Annotated in this window: 20 protein-coding genes; 12 read left to right on the plus strand and 8 right to left on the minus strand. The window is 34.6% G+C overall.

Translation table 11 applies throughout. The annotated features are described in order from the left end of the window. Positions 1-378 precede the first annotated feature (378 nt). Complete coding sequence (locus tag AC6EI2_RS07865) at positions 379-801, plus strand: GNAT family N-acetyltransferase (protein WP_498461795.1); 423 nt, start codon at positions 379-381, stop codon at positions 799-801. A gap of 443 nt (positions 802-1,244) precedes the next feature. On the opposite strand, the gene AC6EI2_RS07870 is transcribed toward AC6EI2_RS07865, so the two are convergent. Further along, the gene (locus AC6EI2_RS07870; protein ID WP_498461796.1) at positions 1,245-1,571 is read right to left on the minus strand and encodes a pyrimidine/purine nucleoside phosphorylase; all 327 of its coding nucleotides are present in this window, start codon (positions 1,569-1,571) and stop codon (positions 1,245-1,247) included. A 48-nt stretch (positions 1,572-1,619) separates the two neighbouring features. Between AC6EI2_RS07870 and AC6EI2_RS07875 the strand changes: the two genes are divergently transcribed. Then, positions 1,620-1,802, plus strand: a complete 183-nt coding sequence (locus tag AC6EI2_RS07875) for a hypothetical protein (RefSeq protein WP_498461797.1) — start codon at positions 1,620-1,622, stop codon at positions 1,800-1,802. 3 nt (positions 1,803-1,805) lie between these two features. On the opposite strand, the gene AC6EI2_RS07880 is transcribed toward AC6EI2_RS07875, so the two are convergent. Continuing rightward, on the minus strand, positions 1,806-2,117 hold the full coding sequence (locus tag AC6EI2_RS07880) for a DUF1651 domain-containing protein (RefSeq protein WP_498461798.1): 312 nt from the start codon (positions 2,115-2,117) through the stop codon (positions 1,806-1,808). A 1,787-nt stretch (positions 2,118-3,904) separates the two neighbouring features. Here AC6EI2_RS07880 and AC6EI2_RS07885 point away from each other — a divergent pair. Beyond that, positions 3,905-4,096 carry a hypothetical protein gene (locus tag AC6EI2_RS07885; RefSeq protein ID WP_498461799.1) on the plus strand — a complete coding sequence of 64 codons (192 nt, stop codon included), beginning with the start codon at positions 3,905-3,907 and terminating at the stop codon, positions 4,094-4,096. 1,039 nt (positions 4,097-5,135) lie between these two features. On the opposite strand, the gene AC6EI2_RS07890 is transcribed toward AC6EI2_RS07885, so the two are convergent. After that, positions 5,136-5,321: a hypothetical protein gene (locus tag AC6EI2_RS07890; RefSeq protein ID WP_498461800.1), complete on the minus strand. Its 186-nt coding sequence runs from the start codon at positions 5,319-5,321 to the stop codon at positions 5,136-5,138. A 462-nt stretch (positions 5,322-5,783) separates the two neighbouring features. On the opposite strand from AC6EI2_RS07890, the gene AC6EI2_RS07895 reads away from it, so the two are divergent. Next, positions 5,784-5,954 (plus strand): hypothetical protein, encoded by a 171-nt coding sequence (locus AC6EI2_RS07895; protein WP_498461801.1) that lies wholly within the window; start codon positions 5,784-5,786, stop codon positions 5,952-5,954. 4 nt (positions 5,955-5,958) lie between these two features. Here the strand turns inward: AC6EI2_RS07895 and AC6EI2_RS07900 are convergent, their stop codons facing one another. Continuing rightward, the gene (locus AC6EI2_RS07900; protein ID WP_498461802.1) at positions 5,959-6,195 is read right to left on the minus strand and encodes a hypothetical protein; all 237 of its coding nucleotides are present in this window, start codon (positions 6,193-6,195) and stop codon (positions 5,959-5,961) included. Positions 6,196-6,224: 29 nt separating this feature from the next. Then, the gene (locus AC6EI2_RS07905) at positions 6,225-6,509 is read right to left on the minus strand and encodes a galactose oxidase (protein ID WP_498461803.1); all 285 of its coding nucleotides are present in this window, start codon (positions 6,507-6,509) and stop codon (positions 6,225-6,227) included. A gap of 867 nt (positions 6,510-7,376) precedes the next feature. On the opposite strand from AC6EI2_RS07905, the gene AC6EI2_RS07910 reads away from it, so the two are divergent. The 3 genes from AC6EI2_RS07910 to AC6EI2_RS07920 all read left to right on the plus strand — a co-directional run bounded on the left by AC6EI2_RS07910 (position 7,377) and on the right by AC6EI2_RS07920 (position 9,580). After that, positions 7,377-8,012 (plus strand): recombinase family protein, encoded by a 636-nt coding sequence (locus AC6EI2_RS07910; RefSeq protein ID WP_498461804.1) that lies wholly within the window; start codon positions 7,377-7,379, stop codon positions 8,010-8,012. 707 nt (positions 8,013-8,719) lie between these two features. Next, on the plus strand, positions 8,720-8,950 hold the full coding sequence (locus AC6EI2_RS07915; RefSeq protein ID WP_498461805.1) for a hypothetical protein: 231 nt from the start codon (positions 8,720-8,722) through the stop codon (positions 8,948-8,950). Between the two features lie 216 nt (positions 8,951-9,166). Continuing rightward, positions 9,167-9,580 (plus strand): hypothetical protein, encoded by a 414-nt coding sequence (locus tag AC6EI2_RS07920; protein WP_498461806.1) that lies wholly within the window; start codon positions 9,167-9,169, stop codon positions 9,578-9,580. Positions 9,581-9,668: 88 nt separating this feature from the next. On the opposite strand, the gene AC6EI2_RS07925 is transcribed toward AC6EI2_RS07920, so the two are convergent. Beyond that, complete coding sequence (locus AC6EI2_RS07925; RefSeq protein ID WP_498461807.1) at positions 9,669-10,061, minus strand: hypothetical protein; 393 nt, start codon at positions 10,059-10,061, stop codon at positions 9,669-9,671. 193 nt (positions 10,062-10,254) lie between these two features. Between AC6EI2_RS07925 and AC6EI2_RS07930 the strand changes: the two genes are divergently transcribed. The 3 genes from AC6EI2_RS07930 to AC6EI2_RS07940 all read left to right on the plus strand — a co-directional run bounded on the left by AC6EI2_RS07930 (position 10,255) and on the right by AC6EI2_RS07940 (position 10,829). Continuing rightward, on the plus strand, positions 10,255-10,380 hold the full coding sequence (locus AC6EI2_RS07930; protein ID WP_498461808.1) for a hypothetical protein: 126 nt from the start codon (positions 10,255-10,257) through the stop codon (positions 10,378-10,380). A gap of 10 nt (positions 10,381-10,390) precedes the next feature. After that, positions 10,391-10,606, plus strand: a complete 216-nt coding sequence (locus AC6EI2_RS07935) for a hypothetical protein (protein WP_498461809.1) — start codon at positions 10,391-10,393, stop codon at positions 10,604-10,606. 70 nt (positions 10,607-10,676) lie between these two features. Beyond that, positions 10,677-10,829, plus strand: coding sequence for a hypothetical protein (locus AC6EI2_RS07940; RefSeq protein WP_498461810.1), 153 nt, complete (start codon positions 10,677-10,679; stop codon positions 10,827-10,829). A 64-nt stretch (positions 10,830-10,893) separates the two neighbouring features. Here the strand turns inward: AC6EI2_RS07940 and AC6EI2_RS07945 are convergent, their stop codons facing one another. Then, positions 10,894-11,124 carry a hypothetical protein gene (locus tag AC6EI2_RS07945; protein WP_498461811.1) on the minus strand — a complete coding sequence of 77 codons (231 nt, stop codon included), beginning with the start codon at positions 11,122-11,124 and terminating at the stop codon, positions 10,894-10,896. Positions 11,125-11,654: 530 nt separating this feature from the next. Beyond that, positions 11,655-11,840, minus strand: coding sequence for a hypothetical protein (locus AC6EI2_RS07950; RefSeq protein ID WP_498461800.1), 186 nt, complete (start codon positions 11,838-11,840; stop codon positions 11,655-11,657). 628 nt (positions 11,841-12,468) lie between these two features. Between AC6EI2_RS07950 and AC6EI2_RS07955 the strand changes: the two genes are divergently transcribed. Continuing rightward, positions 12,469-13,197, plus strand: a complete 729-nt coding sequence (locus tag AC6EI2_RS07955) for a hypothetical protein (RefSeq protein WP_498461812.1) — start codon at positions 12,469-12,471, stop codon at positions 13,195-13,197. A 58-nt stretch (positions 13,198-13,255) separates the two neighbouring features. Continuing rightward, positions 13,256-14,047 (plus strand): potassium channel family protein, encoded by a 792-nt coding sequence (locus tag AC6EI2_RS07960; protein WP_498461813.1) that lies wholly within the window; start codon positions 13,256-13,258, stop codon positions 14,045-14,047. Positions 14,048-14,110 lie beyond the last annotated feature (63 nt).

The following is a 14,110-nucleotide window of genomic DNA, read 5'->3' on the forward strand; positions in this document are numbered from 1 at the left end:
CTTGTCAGCGTCTCTACGTAGAAATCGTAGAAAGATGGAATTCTCTGAAGCACTAATCTTTTTTACCTCTTGCTCTAACTAATGGGGAACAGGGGTGATGGTAAGAATACCTATGCCTTGTACGAGGAGTTGAAGCATCTTCATATGACTACTTATGCTAAAACTCCATACATCTACAAAGATTAGATGTTCAGAAGAATTTGTCCGTTGAAGTTAGAACTTTTGCAAATAAGAATTCCAATTCCTAAGTCCAGAAGCATTAGAAAGTCGCTGCGAACAAATGATAAAACTATTGCTGTGATGAAGGCAGAAGAGATGGTGATAGAGTGGCAGTACTCCTGTGCTGATACTGGTTGAAATATTTGCTACTATTGCAATATGAAAATAGACGTTATTCCCGTTTCAATAGAACATATGACTGAAGTCGTTGATATTCTTCAACTAATTTCAGAATTTAAACCTAAAAATTCATATTATGAAGATATTTTTAAAAAGTTTCAAGAACATCCAGATAATTATGGTTTTGTTGCTGTTGATGATTTTCAAAAAGTTCTAGGATTTGGATCCATTTTAATTGAATATAAAATTAGAGGAGGAGTAATGGGACATATTGAGGATGTCGCTATTCATAATCAATACCAAAATAGAGGTATAGGAAAACTAATTATGGATAAATTGGTTGAAAAAGCTAAAAATAAAAATTGCTATAAAATATCTTTATCTTGTAAAAAGAAAAATATTATTTTTTACCAGAAATGTGATTTTTTAGAAAGTGGTTCAACTATGACTATATTTCTTTAGTATTGATTGCTTACGTATAAGAATTCTCTACAATTAGTTCAACTAGTTAGTACGTATTCCTCGTAGATTGACTATAGACAGATAAAAATGTTACTAACTGAGTTACAATTACGTTACACGTGAGAAAATAATGCTTCAAACCTCTTTATGTCACTAAATTATTTTCACAGGTATTATTGAGTGGGAATAGTATCGACTACTAAAATGTAGTTTAGGTAAAAAAAGATGTTCTCCGTATGTTCCCCGTCTCACCTTGTCACCAACTCTACAGAGAAATCGTAGATAGTTTGTTTTTATACTTGTTGTTTGAATATCTAGTATTTGTTGTTAAGAATCTATAAACGACTTCTCTAGATATTTTTTATACTTAGTATTTAAAAAGGTACAAACAATCTGTTCAAAAGCAGTTCTTTTTTAAGATCAGTCGTAACTGTTTCCTTACACTAATTTTTTGAATCATCAAAATAAGAGCATGTGTAATTTACTAATTCTAAAACCTCTAAACAAAATGAAGAGTTTTTGGGGACATTGAAATCCATACCCTCTGTTATTAATGTCCAATCTTTATCACCTGCAATTTTTACATTTAGTTGTCCAGAATGGATTTGCATGAGTTCTCTTGACGCAGTCTTAAATTCATATCCACCCTCTAACATCACTCCTAATGTTTTTTTTGAACCATCTTTTAAAAAGATGTTCCGACTGATAACTTTACCTTCAAAATAAATATTTGCTAATTTATCAACATTTACATTTTGATAGTTATCCATTGAGAAATTTCTGAATCTAACTTTCTAACCACTAATCATAATCTATTGATGTTGAGTTTTATTTACGCACTTGTTATCCCAGTACTGATCTTGGGATTGCTTTATCTATTCATCATTGAAAATAATGGTCTTCCAGATTGGATGGAACGTGTCTCAAGAAATAGTGGTTCCGTTTGGTCTTATGGAATTATTGCCATCGCCCTAGTTGGAATTCTTAGATATTTGATTTGATGACTAAGCAGCAGCATCAATACAAGCATTGAATTGATGTTCTACTAGCTCCCAACCATTACTGATGAGTTCATTCCAAGTTTCATAAGAGGATTCATAGTCCAATTTTCTTGTGTTTTTAAGTTGTGTTGGGATACCTTCTTTTGTGCAAAACCAAAGTTGAGTGAAGACAGTAGGAAACGCTAATGCAGATTTCGGATCACGAATGAAAAGCAAACATAAGTCTCTTGCTGGGGCAACTAACCATCCTGATGGTGTGGGTAATGTTTCTCTTACAGGTTCATTCATGTGATTGATATCTAATGGTGGATTCATTTCCTGCAAACATTCTGATGAAGTCAGTAGTCAGAGGGATCACGAAGGAAAGAAAAAAAAAGCACCTGCTCACTGGTGCTTTGGTTGCTTGCAGCTGTGATCCACGCATTTTAATACAAACATACTACTTTTGTCTGTGGGTGAATTAATTACTTGTATAAGAAAAGGCCATTACTGCATCAGCATCTTTCTTAGGGATTGCAGCAGCAAGTCCACCTCTTATTAATCCACTTTTAGTTGCATTAACTGAACTACAATTTTCCCTCGCTTGTTTGATAACTTAGAGAAACTAATATTTGCTGTCCGCTAGATTCCAACTCAATGATGATCAAGGTACTCCGACTTTGTCCAAATACGACTTCACATAATCCTTTGATCTTCTATTCCCATCAACATATTCCTTTCTGTAGATTTCTTTAAAGCAAGTACGTTGAGTTGTGTATTCCCTCTGGTAGTGATATTCATCTGCCATTGCTGCTATTGGAGAAATAAACATTGCAGTGAAACTAATTGTCGGATTTTCATTCCTGACTTTTTCCTCTAATCAAAACATAGGATTTTTCTGATCCAATAACCAGCAATTCAGACACCTCTAAATGTGATTTGAGGCTATGAAATCAAATTGTTGATTATCAAAGATCGTCTTCACTATTTCCGGAAGGGTTGTTTGTATCTGATATCAAAAATCAAAACCACTGCTGTACTTAAAAGCAGTAACCCAAAAACAACTTGAGAAGGTTGAAATATCATTCTTACACTCTAGAAAAGGCACAAAAAACCGCCCTACTCTGTTCGGACGGTTTAGTTGCAGAGACCTGGTGAAAGTGTTTCCTTGTTTCCACTGTGGAGGGTCTCTTACTCCTCACAATTAAAACATAAATGAACTTGTAAAAGAGGACAGTATCTTGAGGCGGGTTTATCGATTGTCACAGGTACTAAAAGAGCATCCAATTGGATGCTCTTTCGGCACAGAACTATGTGTGAGGAGTTGTTCTGTAATCCTATTCTTATACATCTGAGACCAAGATGGCAATAACAACAATAATCTCTTCAATATTGAGAAAATATTTGCTTGGTGTAAAAAAACAAAACATCTCACACCTCATTTGCGAATGCCAAATATTTGCATAAAACAAGTTCTCTTTCAGCACCCTGTGCAATGAAGTAGCAGAGTGACAAGGGTCTTCAGGTGTATGTTCCCACTATGTTCTCTTTGTTACTTTCTTGTCTTTCGACAGAGAGATCGTACATAGTTTGTTTTTCTCCATACTTTGCTTGTAAATAAGATATAAAGAAAAAGTATTAAAAAGCTATAAGATGACCTTATTAATTATTTGTAAGTCTTTGTTTTTTATTGACTATTTTAATGAGGCGATTAAAGATTTTATCTCATATTCTCGCTAAAATTATATAATTAGTTTCTTTTATATATTTATTATAATGAAAATAAGAAGTATTTCTCATATTAAGAAAAATATTGCTGTTTTGATGTCAATGGGGCAATAGATTGTGGTAGGAACCGATGCTTTTTTTAAAGATTTAGTTCTTCAAAATTTATTAACTACTTCGTTACGTATTTAAAACTTTGTGATCACAAAAACGCCTACCTCATAAAGAGGGGGGAGAGATTTTTGTCACCCCCTTTGGCTTCTGCACCTATTTATCCAGCTAAAAATTTTTTTTTGACTAACCAACCATTTACTTAATAAGAAGTGCTGAAACTCTTGATTGATTTATAATTCTTTTATGATTCAAATTCAATCGTTAAAAGTATTTGATTACGTCTTATGGCAAAAACTGAAAATGATCTTGATATTTACTATGCAGTTGGGAATGCTAATACTTCTAGGCAGGAAACTGAGATTGGGAAAATTATAAAAAAAAGAAATTCTATGGGATGGAAATTAGTTTCTACCAGCACTGCAGTGGTTGATATCACTAACCAATTTTCTAGCTTGTATCTCTTTTGGGAGAAATAATATGAGTAAGAAAAAAGAGAAATTTAATGTGACGCAGGGTATGACTCTTTTGCTTTTAAAAAAACTTTCTTTACCTGCGAACTTGGTCTTTTTAATCATTCTTTTTATTACTAACCCAGCAAATAAAATTGGTTATGAGGAAGAGTAGGCATACAAAAACTTTTTCGAAATCAAGACTTTTTCCCTTTCACCCAAAGAATTATTCATATCTTCAACTTATTAAATACATAGATTAAGAAAGGCACCCTGCTGCATCAGCTTCCTTGAGTGCCTCTCTTTACTTACAGAACAATTTTGTTGAGGAGTGTTCTGCTTTCCTTTTTCTAATTAATTCGAAAAGTGTAAGCATCAGAAATTATTCCTAATTAAAGATCGTTTTGACTTTTTCTAAGGGGGGTTTATCTTTTTGAAGATCAAAACTACTCCTGTGCTTAAAAGTAGAAGTCCAAAAAACCCCTTATGGGGGTAGTAGATCATCCGATTACTCAAGGAATACATCGGCTTATGTCGATAAAAGGTATGTGTCTAAAGAGAACAACACTCTTCAAATTCATGAGGGATTGCCTCGTTTAGATCATTACGTATACAAACCACACGGAAGGATATTGATCGTCTTATTAAAATTTTGCCTGAAGACGGGTGTGAGAATTTGGTTACGCCCTTTAAGTTCAGCATCTACATATATAACTCTAAACTTGTCACTCTGATTTACGACCATCTACTTGACTTGATCGGAAGTGATCTATTTCCAGATTCATCTCTAATAAATCTAGATTTGGTTAACAGTTAATTAACTCCTGTTTAACCAGCACCCCAATAATCTTTGTGCTTTCTAAGAATTAGTTTCAGAAGATCAAGAATCATTGTTTTTCACCTCAATATTTCAATTGAAAGTAATAAGGAATGAGATGAGGAAGTGTTCCAAGTGAGATTAACACTACAGAAAACCAAAGAAAGATTGATGAAAGAGCATTTGACCCATTAGATCTGAAACTGCGGGTTACTTGCATGATTAGACCTCCATTGAATTTAATGTTTTTTAGTAATTCATTGAGCAGTTGCCAAACTGCAGACATTCATTCTCGTAATCAACTTCATCAAAATCAGTTTCATAATTAGAAACTAGATCACACCAATCATTCCCTTGGATAGGAACTCCATATGATTTTGAAAATGTTATCTTTACGTCTTCGATTGCATGTTTAAAAGGATTACCGCATGACATGGTTTGACCTCCTAATAGTGCTTTGATTTATACCTACTCCTATTGATTAAAAATATCTATAGGATAAAAACCCTATAGTATTAACTCTCATTGTCCTCTCAGAGAAAAACCCCTGATTAGTTTTAGGGGTTTGGGTCGTTGCGACCAATGCAGAGACCGCACGAAAGGTGACTCTGTTCACATCAGGCGGTGTGAGATGCCTTCTTAGAGTCAATGCACATTTCCCCTTGTTTAATATCTTCAAGAGTGCGATGATTCTTGATTTATGTCTACTCCCACTAATAAAAAATATCTATGCAGAGAACCTAAATGTAGAAATACTTTGATGTTCTTACCTATAGCAATTTAGATTCAGTAGTAGTAAAACAGTTTCAGGAGTCAACGCAGTTCCTTAGGTCTGGAGTGATGGACTCAAAGGGGGCAACCAAAATCTCCTCCCCTTACTACTTTAGGGGCATATCTATGACCAGAAAAAGAGACAAGATCTGGACAGCAATTATTGCAACTAAGCAATGGTTCACTAAACTTTTTGCAAGTGAGGCAGATGCTTTAGTTGATGACTTCGGAAACAATCCACCACCAGAGATAGGAACTCAATCTTATTCAGGAGATATTCACGATAAAGGAGACTGACTTACTAAGAAGCAACCAATATCAAATCCACTAATTGTTTCTTATTTAATTTGGATATTTTTTCTACACCGACCAGCATTGCCTTTAATTCTCTATTTGTCTTTTGCATCAGGATTGATCTTTGATCTATGAAAATTCCTTTCTTGAGTATTGAGAGAAGAGTTGATAAAGCATCAAAGATTGCCATTGAGGCGAGGATGCAAAACATCATTACTCGATCAGCATTAGTAGTTAAGTTCATTAGTTTTTAAAAAATAATTTTGTGGGTTGTTAGGCAACTTCTGGACACAGACCAATATCAAGAACTCTCTTTCTTTGCCAGTTTCTACAACGCTTAGTTAGATGCTCACCTTGAGGAATAAGACGCTGATGAAGCGGACAAGTCAAAAGAGTTACGCATGACTTATCGCAGGTGTACGTCAAGTGTTCGCAAGTCATACAAATCGAACTACTTCTGGACTTCATTAGTTCCAAGTCAGTGAAGTAATCCCATTCCTCAGGGTTCTCCAGAACCTCGACAGGTGATACGAATCTTGTTTTCCTTGACCATGCCATAGCCCTCCTCATGTAGAAGACAAAAAAGGATCTTGCTCACTGGATCCTCTTTTGCGTTTGTGATAGATAATAGACTAATACAAACGTACTATATTAGTCTATTGAGTCAAGTTACTTATTTTTGTCGTTAAGAAAGGGACCTTTCTGATTCAGCGACCTTGAGTCCCCCTTCTTTCTCTGTCGATAAAACTAATACTGGTAAGGAGTTTTCTGCTTTTGTGTTCTAATTCAATAATCAAAGAGAATAATCGGAAATTACTCCTAATCAAAAATCGTCTTCACTATTTCCGAATGGGTTGTATCTGATATCGAACATCAAAACAACTGCTGTACTCAAAAGCAACAGTCCAAAAACAACTTGTGGAGATGGAAAAATCATCACACCACTCTAGAAAACACACAAAAAAACCGCCCTGTTCTGCTGGGGGCGGATTCTTGCAGAGACCTGATGCAAGTGTTTCCTTGTTTCCACTGCGGAGGGTCTCTAACTCCTCACATTAGGAACTTATCGAAGCAGATTTAAGAATAAACCCTTTACAGGTTGGTTTGAAGATTGGCACAGGCACTAAAAAAGCACCCAGTCGGATGCCTTTTGGTACAGAACTATGTGTGAGGAGTTGTTCTGTATTCCTATTGTTATACAACTGATACCAAGATGGCAAGAACAAAAATAATCTCTTCAATATTGGGAAATAAAGGGAAATATTTATGTTCCAAAAAGGGAATAATAATCAAACACTAAGGTGGTGCAAATTAAAATATTAAAAGTTCCATTTTAATTGGATTTTATTGTTCCAATAACACTGTTTAGTTGATAAAATAATGACATAAGAAATTCAATAAGAAACAACATAGTTTCTGGAACAGATGAAAACAGAGACCAAGTTCATCAGAGAAAAACCACTTTTCAGAGACAGACCTGAATACAAGTGCATTGGATATGCTCGCCAAAGTACGAATAAGCAGATTCCTATTAGTGCTCAACTTGAAGAGTTGAAGAAAGCAGGTTGTGTTGTTGTTTTCGAAGAAACGGTTTCAAGTACAGATAAAGCAAGACCACAATTCGATGCAGCATTAGGAACACTTGAAGAAGGTGATGAAATTGTTTTCACCAAGTTGGATAGAGGTTTTAGAAATCAGAGGCAATGCATCAATACTCTTCATGACCTCCAAGAGCGTGGAGTCCATGTTCGTACCACCGATGGCATGATCAACACTCGTGCTCTTGGAAAGTTTGCTCCAATCGTTATTGGTCTTTTATCTGGACTAGGAGAAGTAGAGCGTCAGATGGTTATAGAAAGAACTCAAGAGAGCATTAATCACAGAAGAGAAACAGGAGGAAATCTTGGAGGGAGACCAAAAACCAATAATGAGAAAGAGGCATTGGTTTTGCGTTTAAGAGAGGAAGGATGTTCTTACAGATCAATCAGGAAACAAACTGGACTTGCTTTATCAACCATTAGAAGAATTATTGTTGAGCAAGATATGGTGTTAGAAGTATGAGCAAGGAGAAAGAAATAATTAGGGCAATGGATGAGTGAGTGGTAAATGCTTGCGAGAAAATGAAATCCCTCAACTATGAAGAGATAGAAGACGTATTGATGGTTCCTAATTTTGGAGAGAAGGAAGCAGCAAGACCGACTAAAATATAGGAGGACCATCTGATTATATTGTCTTGAAGAAAGAGAAAGAAGTTATTTTTTATTTGCATAATCCTTATCCAGATTGCTTAGAAATTCCAGCAATAATCAAGCAAAGATTCCCTGATGACTCCAAATCAACAGTTACTAGTTCATAGGTGAGTTCAAGAAATATAGAGGTCAAGTGTGATGAGTCTCCCTCCGCACTTCATAGACAAAAAACAAAGAGGTTGTCTTTCATATCAAAGGTGGTCATCTCATGGCGATGGTAATTCCTACTTGGATGAAATCATTCCCAGATCACTACAAGGGTGTTTCTTGTAGCTGTAAAGAAACCTTCTATAAGTTGAAGGCAAAAGTCAATGACTGAAAAAATAGATTGGAAGCAAGAACTTCTTGACTCAGAAAAGTTCAATAAGAAACAAGATCGCCTACTAAAGAATGGTGTAAAGTCATTAACTTAAAGTTGGTTGATTGGTGTTCTCCATATCAGATGGAAAAAGTTAAAAGAAATTCGAGAACAACCTTCATCCAATTGCAGTTTAAGTTTCTAGGAGTGGAATAAAAAAGTTGAAGATTCAGACCTCTGTCAGTCTTGATAATTGCATGGAGTTTTTACGACAAACTCCAAGAGGACGTGCAAAAAAGTTTGGATTAGTAGAGCGATATAGAACTGATTATTTTTACGAGTGCTATGAGTATAAAAATACGAAGAGGAACAAGAATTATGAATGGAGTGATCGATGCTTTAAGAATCAAGAAGAATCGAAACGTAAAATGATAAGGAAAAAAAATAATTGATAAAATTCTATGATATTAGTAATCAAATAAAAGTAAAAGGAGCAAACTAATCACACTTTTTCTTAAAAAAAAATCATACTTTCAAATCATCTAGCCACTATTAATACGTGTTGAAATTAAATAGATTAGTGAAGAAGTCTAGCCATATTTTTTAAAGGTAGTTTTAATGAATAGAGTCATAGTTTGTGAATTTCACCAGGAATCACTGAGCTTGAGTTGACCGATGCTAGTACAATTTCAATTCCTACAGATGCAATATTAATACTTCTTCTATTAATTGTATTTGCATTAATAGGTTATTGCTTTAACAATATTCTTGACAATCAAACAAATGAATTTGTTGAAAAATTAGAAAAGCTAAATATTAAAAAACTAAATTTTATACCAGCTTCAAAATTTTGGGGGATTGATAGTCTAGCTATTGTAGCCATAAGAGGCTCAATCCTTTTAAGGATCCAAGCTATCCAAAATTTACATAAAGGAGTGAGCAGTAGCCATGTCAATATCAAGACAAAGACTAAATCGACAAAATTTTTATTATCAACTAACAATAGTTTCAAAAATAATAATTTTTTACAGGTTCAGTATAGTCGAACAGAAGATTTTTCCTCTTTATTAACTAACTATTAACTCTTCAATCATGATGATCTCTATCACCCCTGAATGACGATTAGTCATTCCGTCGCAATTTGTTAGACGCTTGCAGTCTACTTTTTATTTAATTTCCAAACATGCAAACCTGATCGATAACACCCAAAATCAATTTGTCTCCATTTGCATCTTTCCATTGTGAATCCTTGTTTTTAAATTCATTAAATTCTTTTGCTCCTACTGCAACGTCTCTAAAAGAATTTTCCGAACAGTTGACATCCATCGTATACAAAATGTCTTGAGTAATGTCAGTAGCGCTTTTAGGAATAAATTTGCTTAATACTCGTATGGATCCATCTTGATTTTTTTGAACACTGTTCTTATCCCATAACTGCACTCCATACTGACTCTTTGGAACTGCAACCCACTCATGTGATAGCGCATCTATTTTTGATGGGTAGAGAATAAGTAAGAGTGCGAAGCAACTAATACAAATAATTTTAATAGTTTTGAAGGTCATTGGATAAAAAACATTATTGTTATCCTTGACGGAAACTTAACATCAGTACCAATTTTATGAACAGACTGCTCTCTAGTGAGAGATCTAAATGGATCTTTGTAATTGGACTGGTTGCGATAGGTACAGCTTTTACAGCACAAAATGTAATCTCATATCCGACTGAATGCACTACGCCAGATATGGTCAGCTTGAGATGAAATACAATTGGAAAGACCTTTTGGTAGATGCTGCAATCGTGGCGGTTGTTCTTGGAGCAGTGGCGCTTGTTGTTGGATCGTTTCCAGCAACCTTTAGCAAGTTGCTTCCATTTTTGAAATAAGGGTTGAGAAATGTATAAAACTCAAAAAGAAATCGAAGATTGGATAAAAAAATTCAATCCAGAACAAGTTGAGATGATGAGAGCAGACAATTATTTGGATCACATAAATGATGATGATTTAGATGGAAATCAAAGGTTTAGAGGAGGTGGAAATTTGTCAGTAGAACTTGTTGCTCCACAAGCATTACTTGATTTACTACCAGAATGGGAAAGTAACAATTGGTAGGAAGTAACTGTAGTTATTGATGCTGAAGGCGAAGGAGTTTTTGATTCAGAGCAAGAAGCATTACATGAATATGGGGTTAAAAATTTATGAAATAAACGCACATTTCGCAAGAAGGTTTTACGAAGTCTCATTAAACGAAGAGGAATGGTGGATCTCGTTAGAAAAAGAAATCGAGGGTAAAACTGGTCTGTCTTTTGAGCAATTTAGAGTTAATTATGGTTAGGCAGCGTAAATACAAGCATTGAACTTGGTACTCTCTATTAGTGGTAAAGGGATTGAAGATTTAATTATTTGATTGGACGATCTATGACCCAAATGTTTTCCTCTTTGGTTCCTCCATAAATCCATTCTTTAAACTCTTGATGGATTGCAATTTGATCTTTTCTATCAAGGGTTAACGATCTTTTTAAAATCTCTGTTATCGAAGAACTAATTAAATCTTCAATAATCTCTTCGCTTCTCATTAAATTTAAAATACATACTTTTAAAGAATTTGTGAGAAAGGGACAGAGTTGCATTTTTAATACAAACAGTCCCATATCTCTGGAATAAAGGATAATCCGCATTATCCGATCGCCCAAAATAACCTTACAAATAAGTTCACAAATAAGGAGGGTCGGTTGAGGTAGTGTTTTCCTTCTAATTCTCATGAAGCAGGGGGCGAGATTTTGGTCGCCCCTTTTGAGTCAAGCACTCACCTGGCTGAACTAACTTTCCATCCTTTACTTAACTTTGACCCACAGGAGGTGCTGTGACTCCTAATACATCTCTAATAAATCTAGATTTGGTTAACAGTTAATTAACTCCTGTTTAACCAGCACCCCAATAATCTTTGTGCTTTCTAAGAATTAGTTTCAGAAGATCAAGAATCATTGTTTTTCACCTCAATATTTCAATTGAAAGTAATAAGGAATGAGATGAGGAAGTGTTCCAAGTGAGATTAACACTACAGAAAACCAAAGAAAGATTGATGAAAGAGCATTTGACCCATTAGATCTGAAACTGCGGGTTACTTGCATGATTAGACCTCCATTGAATTTAATGTTTTTTAGTAATTCATTGAGCAGTTGCCAAACTGCAGACATTCATTCTCGTAATCAACTTCATCAAAATCAGTTTCATAATTAGAAACTAGATCACACCAATCATTCCCTTGGATAGGAACTCCATATGATTTTGAAAATGTTATCTTTACGTCTTCGATTGCATGTTTAAAAGGATTACCGCATGACATGGTTTGACCTCCTAATAGTGCTTTGATTTATACCTACTCCTATTGATTAAAAATATCTATAGGATAAAAACCCTATAGTATCAATCTTTATTCTTCCAAAAAGAAAGACCCCTCGTCTTGTGACTGGCACTGGGGGCCTTCCTCTATTACAGAACTGTTTTTGCGAGTAGTTGTTCTGTTATTTATTTTTTTAATTTTAGTATTTTTTAAATATATTAAAAAATATAGATTAAATTATATTGATAAGAATAATTAGATTTCTTCTATCCATGATCTACTCTGAAATCATAGTATTAGGGAGTAAATCACAATATTTAAATTAATGCCTAAAGCTATACGCTAGAAAGTCAAATATGTCTTCTATTTTTCATATAATCGTACAGGAGAATTCTGGTAAAGTTGTTTAACTTTGAAATAGAGGTTGAAAGTAATTTTTTTGTCGAATTACTTTTTGGTAAAAGTAATGACTATAAACTTGTAGGTATTGGCTGACAAAGTATTTTCCTTGTTGTCAATCCTTTCAGTTGTTCTGGAATTTGATGGAAAATTGTATTTCAATTAAAAAAAATAATTATGGCGAGGGTTAAAAAAAAGCGTCATCATTTCAATAATAGATACCATGCATCTGATGTCATTTGAAGTTACTTACAACGGAGATATTCAATATATTAAGGTTTTCTACTCAACTGAAAAAACGAGATCAGGAAAGTATTATGGCGAATTTTATAAAAAAATGGATGCATTAGCGAGTGATCTGAAACGTCTTAAAGAGGAACTATGTGAGGACAGTGAAAAGGCAGCAAGAATTGCTAAAGATGCTGCAAACAAGGCACTTTCGGAAAGATTTGGTTCACTTCGATATGTTATTGATGAGCGTCACTGGGACGAAGATATGGTTGTCAGCAAGATTCTTGATGAACGAAAAGAAGAGATGTTGGCATTAGCGCAAAAGACTTTTAATAATGAAGTTCTTCTTGAGGAGGACGGGGCAGAGGAATATCAAATTCACTTGGATGAAGGATCAATAGAAGTTGATGGTGAGCGTGTAGAGACATCGATAATGGATTTTTTTGATTCTGACGACTACCACGATTGGAATGAGGCAAAATTAGAAAAATTGGAAAAACTTGATTGGTTTATTATCTGGTCCAGGACAGAGGCCGGTGAGTTTAGGACAGAGGGTGGACAGCACGAGGGTAATTATTCATCCAAGGAATTGAATATGAACAATTGCTTGCTTACTTATAGAGATTTACCCCTTGTTATTCCTTCTAATGGTACGGACATCTTTAGTAATGAACTGGAAATGCATTTTATAGATGAGACCAGGGCATCTCTTTCCATAGGTGATGCTTAGCAAAATCAACAAGATTTGCTTAACTTATAGGCATTCCTAGTTAAGTCGATAGGCAGCGATGAATGAATTACGTCTAAGAATCTATGAGCAGATAATAAATGAGTCACCAGGAGTGAAAACTTCCTTATTTAATAAAATCTGTGGAGTTACAATTTTTATTTCGATTTTTTTCGCAGTTATCACTACTGAAAACTCAATCGATTATAAATTTGGGGATCAGATAGACCTTTTGGATTGGATTATTGGTGGTTTGTTTTGCTTTGAATATTGTTGTCGTTTATGGGTCGCACCACTTGAAAAGAAATATGGAAAAGGATGGAAAGGCGTTTTACTTTATGTGGTTTCACCAATGGCAATTATTGATGTCATTGCAATTATCCCATCTTTTATTGGTGTTCGTTCTGAATTAAAAATTCTTAGGATTATTCGTCTTTTGCGAATATTAAAAATTGGAAGGAGTGAAAAATTTAAGCAAAGCATCTATCACTTTAATTATGCAATTCGATCAAAGAGTCAAGAATTACAAATTTCGATTTTTTATACAGTTTTACTTTTGTTGATCAGCAGTACGTTTATGTATCTTGCTGAATCTTCTATTCAACCAAGCTTGTTAGGTTCAATTCCAAGATGTCTTTGGTGGTCAATCACAACTGTCAGTGCTGTTGGGTATGGAGATTCCATACCAGTAACGGCTGTTGGAAAAACAATTGCCTCGATAACTTCTCTTATGGGTATTGCCGCAATCGCAATACCTACTGGAATACTTGCATCTGGATTTAGTGAATCAATAGGGGTACAAAATCAAAATAAAAGCAAATTGCATGAAGATGAGGTTCCTAGTAATTCTTAATTGAATTGATCTTCACATCAAATACAGGAAAATTTTTTGTTTAAGAAGGAGCAATAGATTTCA

This window comes from Prochlorococcus sp. MIT2302, from assembly GCF_059772385.1.